Here is a 20,122-nt window from a genome sequence, read left to right on the forward strand (position 1 = left end):
TCGAGTTCGTAACAAAAAATCCGCATCCGTAGTTGAATGCGGATTTTGGGCGGAGTTCGGCGCAAAACCAACGTTGGGGAATGGCAATGATATTAACGGGCGGGCCTGATCAGACCCGCACACCCTTGCCGAGCTTTTTCTCGATCCGGCTTTGGATGAATTCAAAAATCCCCGAAAGCGCCCAGTAAATCAGCGCTGCCGAAATCAGCATTTCCATATATTTGAACTCGGACCGGCCATGGGTCCGCGCCAGATACATCAGCTCCCACACGCCCATCACGGATACCAGGGACGAATCTTTCAGCATCGAAATGAACTGGTTGCCGGTTGGCGGGATTACCAGCCGCAAGGCCTGTGGCAGGATCACCAGACGCATGACCTGATAGGGTTTAAGCCCGAGTGACAGGGCGGCCTCGGTCTGGCCTTCGGGAACGCCTTCGATACCCGCCCGGAAAATCTCGGCCATATAGGCCCCGTAACATAGCGACAGGGCGATGATCCCGGCCGGGACAGCCGACAGGACAATGCCGACCTGCGGCAGGCCGAGATAAATCAGCATGACTTGAAGTAACAGCGGTGTTCCACGAAAGAACGACGTATAAAAGGTCGAAATCCCGTAAAACACGCCGTTCTTCGATAAACGCCCAAGGGCTGCCGCCAGGGCCAGCACCGTCGCGCAAAAGATCGACACCAGCGAGATGAAAAGTGTCAGCACCGCACCCTGAAGAAACTCACCTTCAAGCCTGAGCCCCAGCAGGAAGGGCAGGCGCGAGCCGATGAAATCAAAGCTGAGATCAAAGCTGTAAAAGAACAGGGCAAAGCCCAAAAGCAGTTCCGCCCAGATGATCGTGGTCTGCACCCGGAACGGCAGATTATGCAGCAAACGAAAATTCAGCCAGATCATAAAGCCCAGCACGAGGGCCACGATGACATCGCCAATCATGTTATCCATGCCGATCCAGATGCCCGGCTGGGCTGCCATCAGGATCACGCCGCAAATCACCGAAAACAGCCCAAGCGGCCAGCCGGGGCCGGTCTTCGTTCGGGGGCGGGATGCGTTTTCAGGCAGGGGCGTGGTCATCGGCGCTGACATTTTCATGAAATTGTATAAAACTGCGTCAGAACTACACAAAAAGAGAGTTTTAGGAAATGGGCTTTCACAAAACTGGGATGCTTCTGGTCGGGGTCACCTTTGCAATTATGCCGTTTGCCAACGGGATGGCGGGCGAAACCCTTGATCGCGTGATGGAAACCGGAACGCTGGTCGGTGCGACGGCCGATGGCTATCCGCCGGTTGCCTTTACCGATGAAAACAATCAGCTAACCGGTTTTGATGTCGAAGTCGCGCGTGAAATCGCCAAACGGCTTGGCGTGGAATTCAAACCGGTGACACCCTCTTGGGAAGCACAGGTTGCCGGACGCTGGGCCGGGCGGTGGGATATCGCGGTCGGTTCCATGACCCCGACAACCGCACGCGCCGAAGTCCTCGATTTCCCGGCGGTCTATTACTATACCCCGGCAATTCTGGTCACGCATAAGGACAACACAACCTATCAGTCCGCATCCGATCTGGATGGCAAGGTGGTCGGGGCCTGTGCCGCCTGTTCGTATGAAGATTACCTGCGCCATAAGCTTGTGATGGATGTCGAGGGCGTGCCGCCCTTCGACTACGAAGTCACACCGGGCCGGATCCAGACCTATGAGTCGGATGGTATGGCTTTTGATGATCTGCGTCTGGGCGATGGTGTGCGCATTGACGCGGTTCTGTCCAACGTGCCGACAGCAACCGCCGCAATTGAAAACGGCATGCCGTTCCGCATGGTGGGCGAGCCGCTGGTCTATGAACCGCTCGCCATCGCAACCGACAAGGGGGATGCAGAATTCAACGCCAAAATCACCGAAATCGTCGATGCCATGCGGGCCGACGGAACGCTAGGCGCCCTTTCAGAAAAATGGTTTGGGGTTGATCTGACCACCGTGAAATAGCCGATCCGATTGCCGCATAAACCATAAACAAAGCCGCCCGAAACCAAACGTTCGGGCGGCTTTTTGCTATGACTGCTCAGGACGGTGTCATGCCCTTTAACCACGGCAGGAACCCGTCAAGAAACCGTGTCGTCGCGGGCATGAAATGGCTGCCGTGATGATACATCGGGTCAAGCGTGGTGACGATCATCCGGCCCGGCGTGGTGACCGTGTCGTCATAAAGAACCGACCCCAGATCACCAACATCAATCAGCGATACCGCCCCCTCGGGCACGATCAGATGCCCGTGATGATGCCACGTCGCATCGGCCAGCGTGATGTGATCAAATAACGGGTGATCGGGTGCGGTTACGTGAAGGCCAAGGCTGCCGCCTTCCTTCCACCACCAGAAATTGGTCGGCGTGAAATGCCATTCGATCCCCGAAATCCATTCCGCCGGTCCGGTCGACCCCATGATGACAAGCGTTCTGCCGCTTTCAAGAAACTGTCTGAACTTTTCACGGTGCGGGCGCAACACGGACGGATCGGTACGGCATGACACAATCAGCGTGTCATAATCCTCAAGCACCGTCTCGCCCAGTTCACGGGTATAGATCACACCGTCAAAAAAGTCGCGATAACGCGGCTCATAAAGCGTTCTGTGATGGTAATAGGTCCCGCCATCAAGGGCTGCAATCCTGCTGGTCATGATGCGCCTCCCTGTTCGTGATCCTCATCACCATTACCACCGGCCCAAAGGCAAAGCTGCGGTACGATCCGTGCGGTGCTGTCTTTTGATCCGGCATACATCCATAAATCATTGCCCGCATGCATCAGGATGCGTCCGCCCTCGGGGCGATGATAAACCCAATCGCACGGCAACCGGTCCGGGCCAACCCCGTGCAGGGCAATCGCGCCCTTGGGCGGCGGATTGTAACCGCGGGCATAAAACCCCGCCACACCGCGCCGGAATGTCAGATGCTGCGTATCCACGCCTTCGAAAACCGGATGATCGGCAAGGCGATGAATGATCAGGTTTTCAAGCGACTGGCTTTCAAGCGGAACAAAAGTCTCAAATTCCGGCAACATCGGCCATGCGACATGCCCGTTAAACACAAGCGTCCCGCCCCTGGCAAGGAACCCCTCGATCTTGGTCGTCAGCGTCCCGAAAAACCGCTGATCAAGATGGGCTGGCAACATCAGGGCAGCATAGGGCGAAAGATCGATATCGCTCAGGTCGTAATGATCGATCTGTGCGATATTGGGCGCATGATCACCCACATCGGGCAAATCATCCCCGGCCCCCTTGATCGGATTGATAAACAGGCAAAGTCCCATGGCTGTTTCCTGCAAGAAAAGCGCGTAAAATCCCGTCCCCGGCGATAATGCCGGGGACGGGAAGATCATCAGTCTTTCGACACACTCTTGAAGTCATAGAAGAAGCCGGACGGATGGATGCGATAACCTTCAACATCCTTGGCCGACGCCCCGACCGAAACCTTGTGCACCAGCGGAATGATCGGTGCATCGTCATGCAGGATATTTACCGCCCTGCGATAGGTTTCGTCCTTTTCCGCACCGGGCGAAAGGGTCCTTCCGGTATCGACGGCCTCGTCAAAATCGGCATTGTTCCAGAACTGGTAATTCAGCCCGGCCTTCGAATGGAACTGCGATTTAAGGTGCAGGTCCGGATGGCCGGTCATTTCCGGGGTCCAGAACACGACCGAAATGTCATATTCACCGCGCTTGACCAGATCAAGCATCCCTTCCCAGGTATACATCTGCACATCGGTGGCGATGCCGTTCTGGTTCAGAAGGGCGGCAAGTGCCTCGGTAATCGCGGGCATTTCGGTCCGGCTGGAATAGCTGAGGATACGAAGTGTCAGCGGCGCACCATCCTTTTCCCATTTGCCGTCATTCTGTTCATATCCGGCGTCGTTCAGAAGCGACGTCGCCAGACCGGTATCAAGCTTGAACGGGGCATCGGCCTTGGGCGCCCAATCAAATTGCGGGCCAAAGAAATCCCATGCCGGTTCGCCAATCCCGTCAAGCGCACCCTTGACGATCAGATCGCGATCCACCAGCGCATTGACGGCTTGACGAATGCGCACATCCGAAAGCGGGCTTTTGTCCCCGGCATTGAACGCACCGTAATAAAGCCCGGCAATCGGTTTGGAATAAACCTTGAAGTTTTCATCGCGTGACAGACGTGCCACATCGGATGGCAGCATATTGTCGATGAAATCAACCTCACCGGCTTCAAGGGCCAGCGTGCGCGAATTGTGATCGGGGATGAACCGGTATTCGACTTTCGAAAGGGCCGGTTTTTCACCCCAATACCCATCAAAACGCGTCACGATGGTGCGGTCCTGTTTGCGGTATTCCTCGAATTTCCAGGGGCCGGTGCCGACCGGTTTGACGAACTCGCCCGCATCATTGAACGATGCCTTGGCATAAATGCCGGTGATCGCGTCGGTCAACTGGTTGGGAAGTGCGGCAAACGGCTCGTTCGTCTCGATTTCCAGAACCAGCGGTTCGGCCACCGACATCTGCTTGATGTTCAAAAGGTCGGCAGCATAAGGCAGCAGCGCAATCACCCGTTCGAGCGAGAATTTGACCGCCTCGGCATCAAGCTTTGTTCCGTCATGGAAGACGACATTTTCACGCAGGTTGAAATGCCAGACAGTCGGTGAAACGCGTTCCCACGATGTCGCAAGACCCGGAATGGTATTCAGGTCATAATCCAGTTTGACCAGCGTATCGAGGATCTCGCTTTCATTGAAAAAGCGTGACCGGCGCGGCTGCATCGCCAGCGGAAGGGCTTCCCACATGGTGCCGACAACCAGCGTATCCTGTTCGGTTGCTGCTGCTTTCTGTGGTGCGGTTGCGATGGCACCGATTGCCAGTGTTGCAAAGGCAAAAGTGCAAAGGGTCTTCCTGAATATCGTCACAATGATCCTTCTAGTGAAGATAGTTGATCTGACTGAGCCGGAAACGATCGCCAAGCGCGTCTCCAAGCAGGTTTACGGCAATGACAAACCCGGCAATGGTCAGGCCAGGCGCCAGAACCAGCCGCGGGTAATCGCGAAGATAGTTGCGGGATTCAGCAATCATCAGGCCCCATTCCGGCGTGCCCGGTTCAACGCCAAGCCCAAGGAAACTGAGCCCGGCAAAGGACAGGATCACCCAGGACATGGAATAGGCACCAAGCGTCAGAAGCGGCCCGACGATATTGGGAAGGATATGCCGTCTTGCGATCCGGTGATGCGGTGCGCCAAGTGCCTCGGCTGCCATGACATAGGGCTTGGCCCGTTCGACAATCACCGCATTGCGAACGATCCGGGCATAGTCGGTCCAGTGAATGGCAATCAGGGCAATGATAACGGCGTTAAGTCCAAGCCCCAGCACCCCGGCAATGATCATGCTGATTGCCAGTGCCGGGAAAACCGAAATGCCCTCGCAGAACCGCATCAGGATGCGGTCCGGTGTCCCGCCGATCATTGCCGCAACCGTGCCAAGCAGGCTGCCAAACAGCGATGACGCAATTACCACGACAATCGCCGATGCGGTGGTAAGCCGTGCGCCATAAAGCAATCGCGAAAACACGCAGCGCCCCATCGCATCCGTGCCCAGCGGATAATCCAGACTTGGCGGCTGCAACCGAAACAGGAATTGGGTCTGATAGGGATCATGCGGCGCAAAGAACGGCAGGATCAGGATCGCCATCATCACCGATACGACAATGGCGGCATACATATTGCCATTCCGGCCAGGAAGGGTGGCCAGCTTTTCGTGGGCGACGGATTTGGGAACAAAGGACCGCGCCAGCATCTAGACGATCTCGCGCGTGCGGGGATCGTAAACCGATATGGTGATATCGACGATCAGATTGACCAGAATGTAGGATGCTGCAATCAGAAGGAAACAGGCCTGTATCGCCGGATAATCACGATTAAGCAGCGATTCCACCAGATACCGCCCGATCCCCGGCCACGCAAACAGCGTTTCGACAATGATCATGCCATCAAAAATCCGGGCAAATTGCAGCCCGGAAAATGTCAGAAGACCCGGCACGATATTGGGAATGGCATGATGCAGAACCACGCGCCGCCGTCTCCCGCCCTTGGCGCGTGCGGTGCGGATATAGGGTTTTGACAATTCTTCCAGAAGACTGCTGCGCACGAACCGCGACAGAACGCCGGTGATGGATGTCGCAATCACAAGGGTTGGCAAAACGGCATGTTGCCATGTGCCGTGCCCTCCGGTTGGCAACCAGCCAAGTGCAAGCGAAAACAGCAGGGCAAGCAACAGCGAGTACCAGAAATTCGGGATCGACATGCCGATCACGCTGATGATCCCCGCAATCCGATCTATTCTGCTGTCGGGATAAACCGCACACACGATACCGATCGGCACCGCAAGCAACAGGGCAACCGCCAGCGCGCAGACCGCAAGGATCAGCGATTGTTCAATCCGCAACAGAATGTCGGTGATAATCGGTTCGCGGGTCACAAGCGAAAGACCAAGATCGCCCTGCATCAATCCGCCCAGCCAGCGCAGATACTGCAACGGCAACGGATCATTCAGACCATGCGTATCGGCAAATCGCGCAACCTGGGTGGCATCGGGCAGGGTGCCATCCATCTGCGCCATCAACAGGACTTCGGCAAAATCACCCGGCATCAGCCGAAGCAGGGCAAAGCCCGCAACCGAAACGGCAAGCAGCAGAACAAGAGCATGTGCAATGCGGGCTGCCAGGCGGGACGCCATCGGATCGATTTTCCATCTTGCGCTATGAACCGGGAATTCGAAACCGCACCGGGTGCGGCACGAATTAATACCGCAAGTAATATGCAGTTGCATGAAAGTGATGCAACTGATTTCCATTATTAATTAAGGGGCCTGTGAATAAATCGATTGTACCTGCTGATAAAGCACAATCTTTGGGGGTGGTTGTGCCGAAGTCACGGTTTTAGATGGATAGGTTCGTGGCCTGATACAGCTTCAGGTTTTCTTTGGTGCGCAAAAATACAAATCCTGTTCCGCCGTATTTCAACGATACGGATCGGATTCTGGATCGGCTAAACTGCCGCAACGACAGGGTCAGGCGTTGGCAAGGTCTTCGGGGGTGTAGTCCATTTCATGCAGGATTTCGCCGGTTTCATGGTCGACGGCCTGTAATGTCACGCCATAACCCCACAACTGCCCGATATAGCCCAGCGTCATTTCCGCTTCGGACTTTTCAAGCCGGATGCCGTCATGTTCGGTATGCTGGATGTAAAGCTGCCGGTTGCCACGAATATCAACATCAACCACCTGCATGTCCGGTTCGCGGACCGAAATATCATGCATACGTGCCAACGCGCGGCGCACCTTGCGATATCCGTTATCGTCATGGATGGCGGCGACTTCCAGATGCGGGCTGGAACTCAGATCCTCGATCAGGAACATCCGCATGTCGCGCATCAGTTTGGGGGACAGGAATTGCAGGATGAAGCTTTCATCGCGGTAATGTGCCCATGCCTCTTTCAGCGTTTCAACCGGCTCATTATTGCCTGCAATATCGGGGAACCATTTGCGGTCTTCCTCGGTCGGGTCGACACAGATGCGGTGAATATCCTGCATCATGGCAAAGCCAAGCGCATAGGGGTTAAACCCGGAATAGCGCGGATCATCATATTCGGCCTGAAACACGACGCGCGAATGGTAATCGATGAATTCCATCATCGCACCTTCGGAAATCAGACCCTTGTCATACAGGCTGTTCATGATCGCGTAATGCACATAGCACGCGCAGCCTTCATTCATCATCTTGGTCTGTTTCTGCGGATAGAAATACTGCCCGATATTACGCACGATCCGCAAAATCTCGCGTTCCCACAACTGCATGGACGGGGCATTTTTTTCCAGGAAATAAAGCAGGTTTTCTTCCGGCAGGCCAAATTGCGCCCGGCGTTCTTCCATCCGCATTTTCCGGCGCATTTCATCAAGGTCTTCGTCGTCCTTTTCGGCCTGGGGCAGGGTGCGCCACAGATCGTTATAGGTCTCGTCCTCGTATTTCGCGCGTTCGCGTTCGCGTTCAAGTTCCTCGGCCAGATTGGGTTTTTCCGGGTGTGAATACCGGTTTACCCCCTGTTCCATAAGCGCATGGGCCGCATCCAGAACCCGTTCGACCGCATCAAAGCCGTACCTGTCCTCGCACTTGGCGATATAGCGTTTGGCAAATTGCAGATAATCGAGAATACCTTCCGCATCGGTCCATTGCTTGAACAGGTAATTGTTCTTGAAAAAATGGTTATGGCCAAATGCCGCATGGGCAATCACCAAGGCCTGCATGACGATGGTGTTTTCTTCCATCACATAGGAAATACAGGGGTTGGAATTGATCACAATTTCATAGGCAAGGCCCTGATATCCCTTGCGATACATCACATCGTCGCGCACGAACCGTTTGCCGAACGACCAGTGGTGATACATCAACGGCATGCCGATGGATGAATAGGCATCCAGCATCTGCTCGGACGTAATCACCTCGACCTGATTGGGATAGACATTCAGCTTCAGCTCGTTGATCGCAATATCCTCAATCGCGTCATAGGTGGCTTTCAGGGTGTTGAAATCCCAATCCGCACCGGAAAACAGAAGTCCGGGCGCGCTATCGGATGCGGCGGTTTTTTCCATGTCCGCTTTGGTCGTGCGTTTCTCGGTCATCCTTTGACCCCGCTTAGTTTTTCTGCACGGTTCTTGGCAAACAGTTCCCGGAATACCGGGAAGATATCGGCGGCCTTGGTCACCCGTTTAAGGGCAAATCGCGCATTGGTGCGTGCAACCGGGGCATAGGCCTTCCAAAGGGCGGTTTCCCCTTCGGCGGACGAGAAAATCTCGGCCTCGCGCTCGTCGGTGATTTCGATATAGGCGTAATACTGGCATTTCGGCAAAAGGTCCTCGGCCAGCAAGGCCGTGCATTTTGCCCCGTCATTGGAATAATTGTCGCCGTCCGATGCCTGTGCGGCATAGATGTTCCACTGATCGGTCGGGTAACGATCCTTCAGCACGCGTTTCATTTCCTCTAACGCGGTGGAAACGATGGTGCCGCCGGTTTCACGCGAATAGAAAAACGTTTCCTCGTCCACTTCGGCGGCGCGCGATGTATGGCGGATGAACACCACATCGACATGCTCGTATCTGCGGTGCAAAAACAGATGCAGCAACATGAAGAACCTTTTGGCCAGTTCTTTCATCTGCTCGGACATTGATCCGGATACATCCATCAGGCAGAACATGACCGCCTGGGTGTTTGGATCGGGGATTTGCTGGAACTGGTTGAACCGTGTGTCGATGGGGTCGATGAAGGGGATCGCCTTCATGCGGCGCTTGGCTTCCTCAAGTTCGGCCAGAAGCCCGTGAAGCGTGTCTTCATCCGTCTTGGTCAGTTTGCCGGATGGGCGTTTTTCCGCCTTGGCCTGAAGGGCGGCGATCCTGTCTTCAAGATCACGAACCTGTGCCGTTTTCGGGCGTCGCAAACCGATCCGGCGCGCCAGCGAATTGCGCATGGTGCGCACAAGGCTCAGGTTCGATGGCGTACCCTCGACCGAAAAACCGGCCCGCGCCGTACGATAGGCAGTGGTCTGTTTCAGACTTTTTTTCAAAAGGTCGGGCAGTTCCAGATCTTCGAAAAAGATATCCAGAAACTCGTCACGCGTCAGACTGAACTGAAATTCGTCCTCGCCCTCGCCGTCAGGGCTGGCCTGTGATCCGCCGGCACCACCATCGCCGCTTTGCGGGCGGGCAATCCGGTCGCCGGGGACAAACTTTTTATTGCCGGGCAGGACATAATTGCGATCCCCGCCGCGGCGTGCGTGATGGAAACCCGGTTCATGCAGGGTCTTTCCCGGAATGGTGATGGAATCGCCGCTATTGATATCGGTAATGCCGCGGGTGCGAATGGTGTCTTCTACCGCCTTTTTGATCTGTGCCTTTGCGCGCCGCATAAAGCGCTGCCGGTTGCCAAGGCTTTTGCCTTTCGGGTTCTTGCGGCGGTCGACGATATAAAGCATGGGCCATCATATCCTTGCTTGCGCACGTATCGTTTCGAGAACCCCGGCCGACGCTCGTTGGAAAACCGTCGGCCGGGAACTCGGTGCACCGGGCGGACAAGGGGACAAACCGCCCGGTGCGGGTCGGCAAAGCCGCAGCTTGGGCTTAACCGGCCTTGTTCACACGCATATACCACTCGACCAGACGACGGGTCTGACGTTCGGTATAGTTACGATCAATCATGCGTTTGACGAACTCGTTATGCTTCTTCTCGGTGTCGCTGTCTTTTTTCGACCCGAAGGAAATCACCGGCAGCAGGTCTTCGACCTGGCTGAACATGCGTTTTTCGATGACTTCGCGCAGTTTTTCATAAGACGTCCATGCCGGGTTCTTGCCCTTGTTATTGGCACGTGCACGCAGGGCAAACTTGACGACCTCGTTGCGGAAATCCTTCGGATTGGCGATGCCCGCCGGTTTTTCGATTTTCGACAGTTCTTGATCGATGATCTTGCGATCCAGCAACTGACCGGTATCGGGATCCTTGAAGTCCTGATCCTCGATCCATGCATCGGCATAGGCGACATAACGGTCAAACAGGTTCTGGCCGTAATCGGAATAACTTTCGAGATAGGCCTTCTGGATTTCCGCCCCGATGAACTCCGCATAGCGCGGGGCCAGTTCGGATTTGATGAAATCCATATAATCCTTCTCGCGTTCCTCCGGATATTGTTCGCGCCGGATCGCCTGTTCCAGCACATACATAAGATGGACCGGGTCGGCCGCAACCTCGTGGGTGTCGTGGTTGAACGTTTCCGAAAGCACCTTGAAGGCAAACCGTGTCGAAATGCCGTCCATGCCTTCGTCGACACTCGCGGTATCACGATATTCCTGCATCGATTTGGCTTTGGGGTCGACATCCTTCAATGTCTCGCCGTCATAGACACGCATCTTGGAATACAGGTTTGAATTCTCGTGTTCCTGCAAACGCGACAGGACCGAAAACTGTGCCAGCATCTTAAGCGTACCGGGCGCACATGCCCCCTGTTCCAGTTCGGACCCCTGCAACAGCTTGTCGTAAATCTGGGTTTCCTCTGTCACCCGCAGGCAATAGGGGACCTTGATCACGCTGATACGGTCGATAAAGGCTTCGTTGTTTTTATTGGCCTTGAAGGTTTGCCATTCGGCCTCGTTCGAATGCGCCAGAATAAGGCCCTGGAACGGGATCGCGCCGAGGTTCTCGGTGCCGATATAGTTGCTTTCCTGTGTTGCCGTCAGCAACGGATGCAGCATCTTGATCGGGGCCTTGAACATCTCGACAAATTCAAGAAGTCCCTGATTGGCGCGGTTAAGCCCGCCGGAATAGCTATACGCATCCGGATCGTTCTGGCTGTAATATTCAAGTTTGCGGATATCGACCTTGCCGACCAGCGACGAAATGTCCTGATTGTTTTCATCGCCCGGTTCGGTTTTGGCAATCGCAATCTGACGCAGGCGCGACGGGATCAGTTTAACGACCGAGAATTTGGAAAGATCGCCGTTAAATTCATCAAGCCGTTTCACCGCCCATGGTGACATAAGCCCGGTCAGGCGGCGTTTGGGGATGCCGTATTTGTCCTCGATCGCATCACCCATCTTGGCCGGGTTAAACAGGCCAAGCGGACTTTCGAAAACCGGGCTGATCTGATCGCCGGCTTTCAGCACATAGATCGGCTCGACCTCCATCAGTTCCTTCAGCCGTTCGGCAAGCGAACTTTTGCCGCCGCCAACCGGGCCCAGCAGATAAAGAACCTGTTTGCGTTCTTCCAGTCCCTGGGCAGCATATTTGAAGAAACCGACGATGCGTTCGATGGTTTCTTCCATGCCGAAGAAATCCTCGAAGGCGGGATATCGCTTGATGGTGCGGTTCAGGAAAATTCGGCCGAGACGGGAATCGGTCGAGGTGTCGATCATTTCGGGTTCGCCGATTGCCTTGATCATCCGCTCGGCTGCGGATGCGTAGGCCGATGGATCATCGCGACATAGATTAAGATAGTCCCGGATGGTTAGTTCGGTTTCGCGTTTTCCGTCATAGCCTTCCGCATACAGCTCGAAGATGTCCTTGTCTTCAGCCATGGCGCGGTCTCCTTTCCAACGTTATCGCACTTCTGTCAGATGTCGTTTCCTGTGTTCTTTTGATCTTGGGGCTTAACCGGCCTGATGGGGGCGGCGGGCCCGATCCTGTTACAAGAATGCAGCGGGTTTGCTGCACTGCGGTGGCATTGAAAATAGCCGCCGTTCATTCTGTCTGCGCCCGAAATAAACATCTCGTTTAAGCGGGCGGTGAGTAAATAAACTAATGAACTTTATTTAAGGTTCGTTTAAAGGTCTGCCAGATATTGGCAAAGAAAACGGCTTTGATGACTTTTTAGAATGGCTTGCAATATTTGCAACCGACGATGGAAATTTTGCGGCCCCGGCACGCGGCAGCCCAAAGTCACTTTTTGTTGCGGGCAAACTTTACCGGTGAATACACCCGGATAGGGTCTGCTCCTGTAACCTTGTCCCTTTGACGTGGGGCTTCCGGTTTCATTCCGCAATGGCCAACTTACGAATATTGTTGGTAAAAACGCATGCGAAACGATCACTTCAAAGTGACCGGCCCCGACATCGGGAATAGCTTGGCCGGCCGACGAAAACATCCGCCGCACCCGTTTTGCAATTGCACAGTCAGGCTGCAAAATTATATCAGTCCAGTATCGTCCACTGTGCGCCAAACCTGCCCCGAAGGGAAGTAACGAATGACCGATGGTAGTGTGACTTTCGTCGAAAGTGGTGAACTCGATCACCTGATCGCACAGGGCAATGTGACCCTGATTGATGTCCGCGAACCCGACGAATTCAAGTCCGGCCATATCAGCGGGGCGATCAATATGCCGACCTCGAATTTCGACATTCCGGCACTTGTCGACCTTGCCGACGATACAGAGACGGATCTGGTCTTCATTTGTGCCGTCGGACAGCGATCTTTCGGCGCCGCCAACGCCGTTCTGCCCCACCTCGACTGTCAGGTGATGAACCTCAAGGGCGGCCTGCAAAGCTGGACCCGCGACGGATTTGACCTAACCCAAGCCTAACAAACGCCGCGCGCCTTTCCCTCTATCCGCCCTCGCACCCACAGCCCGAACACCAAGAATCGCAAACCAAACTGGAACAGGGGTCCTCTGCGCCAACACGCCAACCCACAGACCCTCTCCCTTCCTCATCCTCATCCTCATCCCTTCCTCATCCTCATCCCGTCCCCGTCCCCGTCCTTGTCCTCGTACTAGTCCTTGTTCTAGTTCTAGTTCTAGTTCTCGCTCTCGTCCCTCCACTCCCGCTCCATACGCCGCCGCCTCCTCCAACAACCACATCGATTCTCGTTGACGATTTCTCATATATGGGATTAATTCCCTGATAGTGGAATTTGAGGTGGTGGGATGATGGATCGGAGGATTGCGGAGCGGTTGGGTGCGTTGCGGGCGGAGCGGGGCTGGTCGCTGGAGGAGCTGGCCGCACGCAGTGACGTCAGCCGGGCCAGCCTGTCGCGGCTTGAGAATGGCGAGGTCAGTCCGACGGCGCATGTTCTGGGCAAGCTTTGTGCCGCCTATGGCCTGCCGATGTCACGCCTGATGCAGATGGTCGAGGACGAGTTCAAACCGCTTGTTTATCGCGGTTTGCAGCGGACCTGGGCCGACCTGGAGACCGGATTTTTCCGACGGACGGTTTCGCCACCCGCGCAGGGGCTGATGGCGGAAGTCATCGAATGCGAACTCGATCCCGGTGCACGGATCGAATACGAGGGAACGCCACGCCCGGGGCTTGAACATCATCTGGTGATGCTGGCCGGGCAACTGCATATCACGGTGGAGGGCAAGGCCTATGTGCTGAATGTCGGGGATTGCCTGCGATACCGGCTTTCAGGCCCCAGCAGCTTTGAAGCCCCCGCCGATAAAGGCGCGATCTATCACCTTTTCATCGTATGAGAGTATGAGGCCCCCAAAAATGAGCGACCAGATCACCATTGCAAGCTTTGACGCCGATCAGCTTGAAAGCCACCTGGAGGCGTTTGGCGAGATGCTGCATGCCTGCGTTCATGACGGGGCCAGCATCGGATTTATCGAACCGTTTGATGCCGCCGCCGCAATTGGCTTCTGGCGCGATATGGTCCTGCCCGCGATGCGGGACGGCAGGCGTGATCTGTTCGTGGCGCTGCTGGACGGCAGCAAGGTGGTCGGAACCGTGCAGCTTGATTGCGCCACCATGCCCAATCAGGTCCATCGTGGCGAGGTCTGCAAACTGATGGTGCATCCGCAATATCGCCGCATGGGCATTGCGCGAAAACTGATGGAAGCGCTGGAAAAACGGGCGTTTGCGAAAGCACGTCATCTGCTGACACTTGATACGAGAACCGGCGACAGTGCAGAGCCGCTTTATGCCTCGCTCGGTTTTGAAACGGCGGGCGTGATCCCGGCCTATGCCCGCGATCCGTTTTCCGAAAAGCTGAGCGCAACGACGGTGATGTATAAGCGGCTTGCCAATTAACGCGCAGGTGAACGATTCCCGTATTCTGTATTCAAAACCGTTTTTCTGGCATGCCAGATTACGTAGGAAAAGTGAATAATCAGCCCGATTATTCACTTTTTGCATTGCAGCATGTGATTGCCGAGCAGGGCGCTTTCCCCCGGAACAGAAGACCTTCATGCTGCTGTGCAGCGCACTAAGGGTTAATGCGTGTGACAGTGGTATGACCAAAACATCTTGAATGCCAAACCGGGTTGAGCGCATCTTTGCGCCTGAAAGCTTTTGTATAAAATAAAAAACCCCGGAGGACGTTCGTCATGAAGAAATTTGCCCTTGCGGCGGCCCTGATGGCTGCCGTTGGTTTTACCGGCATGACCCATAGTGCCATTGCAGCCGATCTGACATTGCGGATTTCGCTGCAACTGCCGATGAAAAGCCATCTTGGTCAGAACCTTTTGATGTTCAAGAACGAGGTCGAGGAAAAATCGAACGGCGATATCGCGGTCGAGATTTATGACAGTGCGCAGCTTTACAAGGACAAGGAAGTGCCCGCCGCCGTCGGTTCCGGGGCGATTGAAATGGGTGTCGCATCGCTGACCCGTTATGTCGGTGATGTGCCGGCGGTCGATGTGTTCTATCAGCCGTTCCTGCTTGATTCCGAAGAGAAAGTCCGTGCCGCGGTTGCCAAGGGATCGCCGGTGCGTGGCCCGCTTGACGAGGCGATTGCCGATACCGGTGCGACCGTCCTGTGGTGGCAGGCATATGGCGGATCGATCATGCTGTCGAATGGTGGCCCGATCAAAGGCCCGGAAGGTCTTAAAGGCCAGAAAGTTCGCGTGTTTTCCAAAACCCAGGGCGATTTCATTTCAGCGGCTGGCGGTGCGCCGACCCTTATTTCCGGGTCCGAGCAGTATATCGCCTATCAGCGTGGCACGGTTGATGTCGGCATGACCGGCATGTCGGGCGTCAAATCCCGCCAGCTTTGGGAAGTCATGGATACGGTGACCGCCACCAACGATGCCGATGTTGAATTCATCGTGGTGATCAATACCGATTTCTGGAACGGCCTTTCGGATGCGCAGCGCGACATCATTTCGACTGCGGCGATGAATGCGGAAAAAGACGTGCGTGACCGCATGTCGTCGATCGAAGCCGAAGCATACGAAGAAGCCAAGGCCAACGGCATGACCGTCTATACCCCGACCGAAGAGGAAATGGCGGCATGGCGTGAAGTTGCCAAACCGGTTTACGAGGAATTCCTTAGCCATACCGGCGATCTGGGCAAGCAGGTCTTTGATGCGGCGAGCAAGCTTTAAGCCTTATTCGCGGACGATAGACTGAACTGCCAATAAAGAAGACATCACCGCATTTTAGACGGCCCCGCCGTTGCGGTGATGTCTTTTCATCTATTCACCAGTCTCTCTTTTCAGGAGGCGGTCGCAACCGGAGGCCACCATGCCGGTACGGCCAGGATTTTTATCATGTTTGATCGTTTGATGCTTTTGCTGGCCTGGATCGCGGCCCTGCTGTTTGTCGCAGCGGGCGTGATGCTGACTTATGAGGTCGTGGCCCGGTATTTCTTTATTCGTCCCACCATCTGGGCGGCAGAGCTTTCGCAGCTTTGCCTGATCTGGGGATCGCTGCTTGGCATGCCCTGGGCATTGGCGGCACGGCGGCATATTTCCGTCGATGCGATCACCCGGCTTTGCAAGCCGGGGATGCGCCGTCTGCTTGAAATCATCGCGATGGCGGTGGTTCTGGTGTTTTCCGTCATGGTGACGTTCAAGGGCTGGGAAATCTTCCTTGAAAGTTTCGAGCGCGGCCGCACCAGCGGCACGATGCTTGACCTTCCGGCGTGGGTTGCGGAAATCCCGGTCGTGATCGGTTTTGCGCTTCTGGCTGTTCAGGCCGTCATTGAAATTGTCGGCGTGATCCGCGGCAAGGATATTCCGGAAGGGGCGCACGAATGACAATTATCCTGACACTTGCGGCAATGTTCGCCTTGCTGCTGATCCGTGTGCCGGTGGCCTTTGCGCTGGGCGGGCTTGGTCTTGGCATGCTGATCATTGGCGGGTTTTCGCCGCTGATGGCACCGCAGGCGATCCTGTCGACACTGGATGGGTTTATTCTGCTGTCGGTGCCGCTGTTCCTTTTGATGTCCAACATCCTGCTGCGCGCCGGGGTCGGTAATGACCTGTTTGCTGCGGTCAGTGCGTGGGTCGGTCATTGGCCGGGCGGGCTTGCGGTCGCAACCATCCTGTCGTGTGGCGTGTTTGCCGCGATTTCGGGATCATCGGTGGCAACGGCGGCCACGATTGGCACGGTCGCCATCCCGGAAATGGTCCAGCGCGGCTATAACAAGCGTTTCGTCTATGGCCTGATGGCGGCGGGCGGCACGCTTGGCATCCTGATCCCGCCTTCGATCCCGATGATCATTTATGGCTTCGTGACCGAAGAATCCGTGATTGCGCTTTTCCTTGCCGGGGTCGGGCCGGGCATTGCGTTGCTGTTGCTGTTTATCGTCTATTCGATGATCTATGCCCGGTTTGGCGGGCAGGAACGCGAACCCAAACGTGGCTGGGATGAACGCAAGCGCGCCACGTTAAAGGCGCTGCCTGCCGTGCTTCTGGCGGTGCTGATCATATCGGGGATCTATTCCGGGGCCTTTACCCCGACCGAGGCCGCGGCCATCGGTTTTGCCGCTGCCCTTCTGATTACGGCAGCGATGCGGGTTCTGACCTGGAAAGCGTTGAAGCTTGCGATTTTTGATACCATGGCGACCACGGTTGCGATCATTCTGATCATTGCCGGGGCAAAGGTGTTTGGCAAGGCGATCACGCTGTATCGCATCCCGCAGGATATCTCGATGATGATCAGCCAGGGGATCGATACCGAACTTGGCTTTATCCTCGTCGTGACGGTCGTATTGCTGATCATGGGGCTGGTGTTCGAAGCACTTTCAATGGTGCTGATCATGACGCCGGTTCTGCTGCCCGCAGCTTTGGCACTTGGCTTTGATCCGATCTGGTTCGGTGTCTATATGGTGATCATGGTTGAATGCGCGCTGATCACGCCACCGGTGGGGCTTAACCTTTATGTCATTCAGTCGGTGGCGAAAACGCGATTGGGCGAAGTGGCGCGCGGTGTGTTGCCGTTCCTGCTTCTGATGTTCCTGACGGCGGCCATTCTGTATGTCTGGCATGATCTTGCCCTGTATATCCCCTTTAAAATGTGACGCTTATGACCAAACAAATCTCTGCTGCCGATAAACTCCGTGCGCTTCTGGCGACTGGCGACCTGATCACCATGCCGTGCTGCTTTGATGCGCTGTCGGCCAAGCTGATCGAACAGGAAGGCTTTGGCCTGACTTTCATGTCGGGCTTTTCGGCCGCGGCTTCGCGGATCGGCGAACCCGATCTTGGCCTGATGTCTTATGGCGAAGTGCTTGATCAGGCGCGCAACATCACCGACGCGGTTTCCATCCCGGTGATCGGTGATGGTGATACCGGATATGGTAATGCGATGAATGTAAAGCGCACCGTCACCGGATTTGCCAAGGCAGGCTGTGCCGCGGTAATGATCGAGGATCAGCTTGCGCCCAAGCGTTGCGGCCATACCAAGGGCAAGGAGGTCGTTGGCCGGGACGAGGCGTTTGATCGTATCAAGGCCGCCGTCGACGCCCGCGATGCCGGGGCGGATATCCTGATCCTTGCGCGCACCGATGCCCGTCATCAGCATGGCCTGAGCGAGGCGATTGACCGGGCCGCGAAATTTGCCGAACTGGGGGCTGACATATTGTTCGTCGAAGCCCCGAAAACGGTCGCGGAAATGCGCACCCTTTGTGCGGCCCTGCCGGGGCCGAAAATGGCCAATATCGTCGAAGGTGGGGAAACCCCCGATCTGACGCCCGAAGAACTGAGTGATATCGGCTATCAGATCGCGGCCTATCCATTATCGCTTATGGCAGCGGCAATGAAGGCGATGGTTGAAACCCTACAATTGATGAAAGCCGGCAAGCCACGCACCGATATGCTGATGGATTGGGGCCAGTTGCGCAATCGCATCGGCTTTGATGCCTATTACGAGGAATTGGAACGCTACGCGACCTCGAAACGCGGGTAGGGGCGGGCACTCATCTGATAGAGTGAAAAACGGCGCGCGAGGGGCTTCTCGCGCGCCGTTTTGCGGTTTAGCCCGGAATGCGGGCGATAACCTTGATTTCGAAATCAAACCCGGCCAGCCAGTTCACGCCGATTGCCGTCCAGTTCGGATAGGGGGCTTCGGGGAAAACATCACCCTTCACCTTCATGATCGTTTCAAACTGGTTTCCGGGATCGGTGTGGAAGGTCGTGACGTCGACAATATCGTCAAGCGTGCAGCCACCAGCCTTGAGCGTTGCTTCAAGATTGGCGAATGCCAGACGGACCTGTGCCTCGAAATCCGGTTCGGGCGAACCGTCAGAGTGGCTGCCGACCTGCCCGGAAACGAACAGAAGGCCGCCCGATTTGATCGCGGCGGAATAACCGTGTTCGGCATAAAGGGCATGTCGGTTGGCGGGGAAAACGGCGTTACGCTGTGCCATGTGGATTTATCCTTTTATCTGGGCATGCAATTTCACATACGATGCGTATATAAATCTCAGATACATGGCGTATGTCAAGTTCTATATACGTGACGTATGTGAGATGATATGTGTCGGGTAATTGACCAAGGAGGTTTGCAATGGCCGCACGGCGTCGCCAGGAAACGATGGAAGAAAACCGCGAAAAGCTTATTTCGGCGGGGCGCAAGGCATTCGGAACGCAAGGGTTTGCCGCGGCGTCGATGGATGAGCTGACGGCATCGGTTGGCCTGACGCGGGGCGCGCTTTATCACAATTTCGGCGACAAGAAGGGGCTGCTTGCCGCGGTGGTGGCGCAGGTCGATGGCGAGATGGCCGCGCGGGCACGCGCCGCAAGTGCCAGCGCCGGGGACGGGTGGCAACAGCTTCTGGCAGAGGGGGCGGCCTATATCGCGATGGCGCTTGATCCCGAGGTGAGGAGAATCGTTCTGCTTGACGGGCCTGCCATTCTTGGCGATCCGTCGCATTGGCCGAGCCAGAATGCGTGCCTTGAGGCCACCAAAGAAGCGGTCGAAAGGCTGATTGCCGACGGGGTTATGAAACCGGTCGATACCGATGCCGCTGCCCGGCTGCTGTGCGGGGCGGCCCTGAACGCGGCGTTATGGGTTGCGGACAGTGATGATCCGAAGTCTGCTTTGCCCAAGGCGGTTGATGCCTTCAGCCTGATGGCCGAGGGGTTTCTGGTCGAGAAACGATAGTTCCCCGATTTGTGAACCGGATGCCCGCCTTTGCGGGCATGGCGGAGAAGGGAAAGAGTCCAACTTGCCGCATCGGAGACAAAAGAAAACCCCGCAGCCAAAAGGCGTACGGGGTTTTCTTTTAATGGTGCCGGCAGAGAGACTCGAACTCCCAACCTTCGGATTACAAATCCGCTGCTCTACCAATTATAGCTACATCGTCGATGGCAGCTTTGATGCGTCCTCGCGACGATGTTAGCAGACCTGAGTACGCTATATGCCT

Annotated in this window: 19 protein-coding genes; 9 read left to right on the forward strand and 10 right to left on the reverse strand. The window is 55.7% G+C overall.

The window, feature by feature from the left end; genetic code table 11:
* Positions 1 to 109: 109 nt before the first annotated feature.
* Positions 110 to 1,081: an amino acid ABC transporter permease gene (locus tag R1T41_RS14385; RefSeq protein WP_258547291.1), complete on the reverse strand. Its 972-nt coding sequence runs from the start codon at positions 1,079 to 1,081 to the stop codon at positions 110 to 112.
* Positions 1,082 to 1,149: 68 nt separating this feature from the next.
* Between R1T41_RS14385 and R1T41_RS14390 the strand changes: the two genes are divergently transcribed.
* Positions 1,150 to 1,986, forward strand: a complete 837-nt coding sequence (locus R1T41_RS14390) for a transporter substrate-binding domain-containing protein (RefSeq protein ID WP_317337622.1) — start codon at positions 1,150 to 1,152, stop codon at positions 1,984 to 1,986.
* A 76-nt stretch (positions 1,987 to 2,062) separates the two neighbouring features.
* Here R1T41_RS14390 and R1T41_RS14395 read toward each other — a convergent pair whose 3' ends face one another.
* The 8 genes from R1T41_RS14395 to R1T41_RS14430 all read right to left on the reverse strand — a co-directional run bounded on the left by R1T41_RS14395 (position 2,063) and on the right by R1T41_RS14430 (position 12,114).
* The gene (locus tag R1T41_RS14395) at positions 2,063 to 2,674 is read right to left on the reverse strand and encodes a hypothetical protein (RefSeq protein ID WP_317337623.1); all 612 of its coding nucleotides are present in this window, start codon (positions 2,672 to 2,674) and stop codon (positions 2,063 to 2,065) included.
* The gene (locus R1T41_RS14400; RefSeq protein WP_317337624.1) at positions 2,671 to 3,372 is read right to left on the reverse strand and encodes a hypothetical protein; all 702 of its coding nucleotides are present in this window, start codon (positions 3,370 to 3,372) and stop codon (positions 2,671 to 2,673) included. The genes R1T41_RS14395 and R1T41_RS14400 overlap by 4 nt, the downstream gene beginning before the upstream one ends.
* On the reverse strand, positions 3,372 to 4,916 hold the full coding sequence (locus tag R1T41_RS14405; protein ID WP_317337625.1) for an ABC transporter substrate-binding protein: 1,545 nt from the start codon (positions 4,914 to 4,916) through the stop codon (positions 3,372 to 3,374). Before R1T41_RS14405 ends, R1T41_RS14400 begins: the two co-directional genes overlap by 1 nt.
* 10 nt (positions 4,917 to 4,926) lie before the next feature.
* On the reverse strand, positions 4,927 to 5,796 hold the full coding sequence (locus R1T41_RS14410; protein WP_317337626.1) for an ABC transporter permease: 870 nt from the start codon (positions 5,794 to 5,796) through the stop codon (positions 4,927 to 4,929).
* Positions 5,797 to 6,735, reverse strand: coding sequence for an ABC transporter permease (locus tag R1T41_RS14415; RefSeq protein WP_247742103.1), 939 nt, complete (start codon positions 6,733 to 6,735; stop codon positions 5,797 to 5,799).
* 333 nt (positions 6,736 to 7,068) lie between these two features.
* The gene (locus R1T41_RS14420; RefSeq protein WP_404969443.1) at positions 7,069 to 8,676 is read right to left on the reverse strand and encodes a SpoVR family protein; all 1,608 of its coding nucleotides are present in this window, start codon (positions 8,674 to 8,676) and stop codon (positions 7,069 to 7,071) included.
* Positions 8,673 to 10,022, reverse strand: coding sequence for a YeaH/YhbH family protein (locus R1T41_RS14425; protein ID WP_317337627.1), 1,350 nt, complete (start codon positions 10,020 to 10,022; stop codon positions 8,673 to 8,675). The genes R1T41_RS14420 and R1T41_RS14425 overlap by 4 nt, the downstream gene beginning before the upstream one ends.
* Before the next feature lie 145 nt (positions 10,023 to 10,167).
* Positions 10,168 to 12,114 carry a PrkA family serine protein kinase gene (locus R1T41_RS14430; RefSeq protein WP_062952549.1) on the reverse strand — a complete coding sequence of 649 codons (1,947 nt, stop codon included), beginning with the start codon at positions 12,112 to 12,114 and terminating at the stop codon, positions 10,168 to 10,170.
* A gap of 665 nt (positions 12,115 to 12,779) precedes the next feature.
* On the opposite strand from R1T41_RS14430, the gene R1T41_RS14435 reads away from it, so the two are divergent.
* The 7 genes from R1T41_RS14435 to R1T41_RS14465 all read left to right on the forward strand — a co-directional run bounded on the left by R1T41_RS14435 (position 12,780) and on the right by R1T41_RS14465 (position 18,663).
* Complete coding sequence (locus R1T41_RS14435) at positions 12,780 to 13,115, forward strand: rhodanese-like domain-containing protein (protein ID WP_062952548.1); 336 nt, start codon at positions 12,780 to 12,782, stop codon at positions 13,113 to 13,115.
* Positions 13,116 to 13,457: 342 nt separating this feature from the next.
* Entirely contained in the window at positions 13,458 to 14,003 is a 546-nt protein-coding gene (locus tag R1T41_RS14440; RefSeq protein ID WP_082824803.1) for a helix-turn-helix transcriptional regulator, read from the forward strand.
* Positions 14,004 to 14,022: 19 nt separating this feature from the next.
* Positions 14,023 to 14,562, forward strand: a complete 540-nt coding sequence (locus tag R1T41_RS14445) for a GNAT family N-acetyltransferase (RefSeq protein ID WP_317337628.1) — start codon at positions 14,023 to 14,025, stop codon at positions 14,560 to 14,562.
* 296 nt (positions 14,563 to 14,858) lie between these two features.
* Complete coding sequence (gene dctP, locus R1T41_RS14450; protein ID WP_062959199.1) at positions 14,859 to 15,857, forward strand: TRAP transporter substrate-binding protein DctP; 999 nt, start codon at positions 14,859 to 14,861, stop codon at positions 15,855 to 15,857.
* A gap of 165 nt (positions 15,858 to 16,022) precedes the next feature.
* Complete coding sequence (locus R1T41_RS14455) at positions 16,023 to 16,511, forward strand: TRAP transporter small permease (protein WP_062952544.1); 489 nt, start codon at positions 16,023 to 16,025, stop codon at positions 16,509 to 16,511.
* Positions 16,508 to 17,776 (forward strand): TRAP transporter large permease, encoded by a 1,269-nt coding sequence (locus R1T41_RS14460; protein ID WP_007092235.1) that lies wholly within the window; start codon positions 16,508 to 16,510, stop codon positions 17,774 to 17,776. The genes R1T41_RS14455 and R1T41_RS14460 overlap by 4 nt, the downstream gene beginning before the upstream one ends.
* A gap of 5 nt (positions 17,777 to 17,781) precedes the next feature.
* Complete coding sequence (locus R1T41_RS14465; protein WP_317337629.1) at positions 17,782 to 18,663, forward strand: isocitrate lyase/PEP mutase family protein; 882 nt, start codon at positions 17,782 to 17,784, stop codon at positions 18,661 to 18,663.
* Positions 18,664 to 18,730: 67 nt separating this feature from the next.
* Here R1T41_RS14465 and R1T41_RS14470 read toward each other — a convergent pair whose 3' ends face one another.
* Positions 18,731 to 19,123 (reverse strand): RidA family protein, encoded by a 393-nt coding sequence (locus tag R1T41_RS14470; protein WP_317337630.1) that lies wholly within the window; start codon positions 19,121 to 19,123, stop codon positions 18,731 to 18,733.
* Between the two features lie 140 nt (positions 19,124 to 19,263).
* Here R1T41_RS14470 and R1T41_RS14475 point away from each other — a divergent pair, with 140 nt between their 5' ends.
* Positions 19,264 to 19,860, forward strand: a complete 597-nt coding sequence (locus R1T41_RS14475; protein WP_114095777.1) for a TetR/AcrR family transcriptional regulator — start codon at positions 19,264 to 19,266, stop codon at positions 19,858 to 19,860.
* Positions 19,861 to 20,122 lie beyond the last annotated feature (262 nt).

The sequence above is a fragment of the Thalassospira lucentensis genome, from assembly GCF_032921865.1.
Taxonomy (GTDB): Bacteria; Pseudomonadota; Alphaproteobacteria; order Rhodospirillales; family Thalassospiraceae; genus Thalassospira; species Thalassospira lucentensis_A.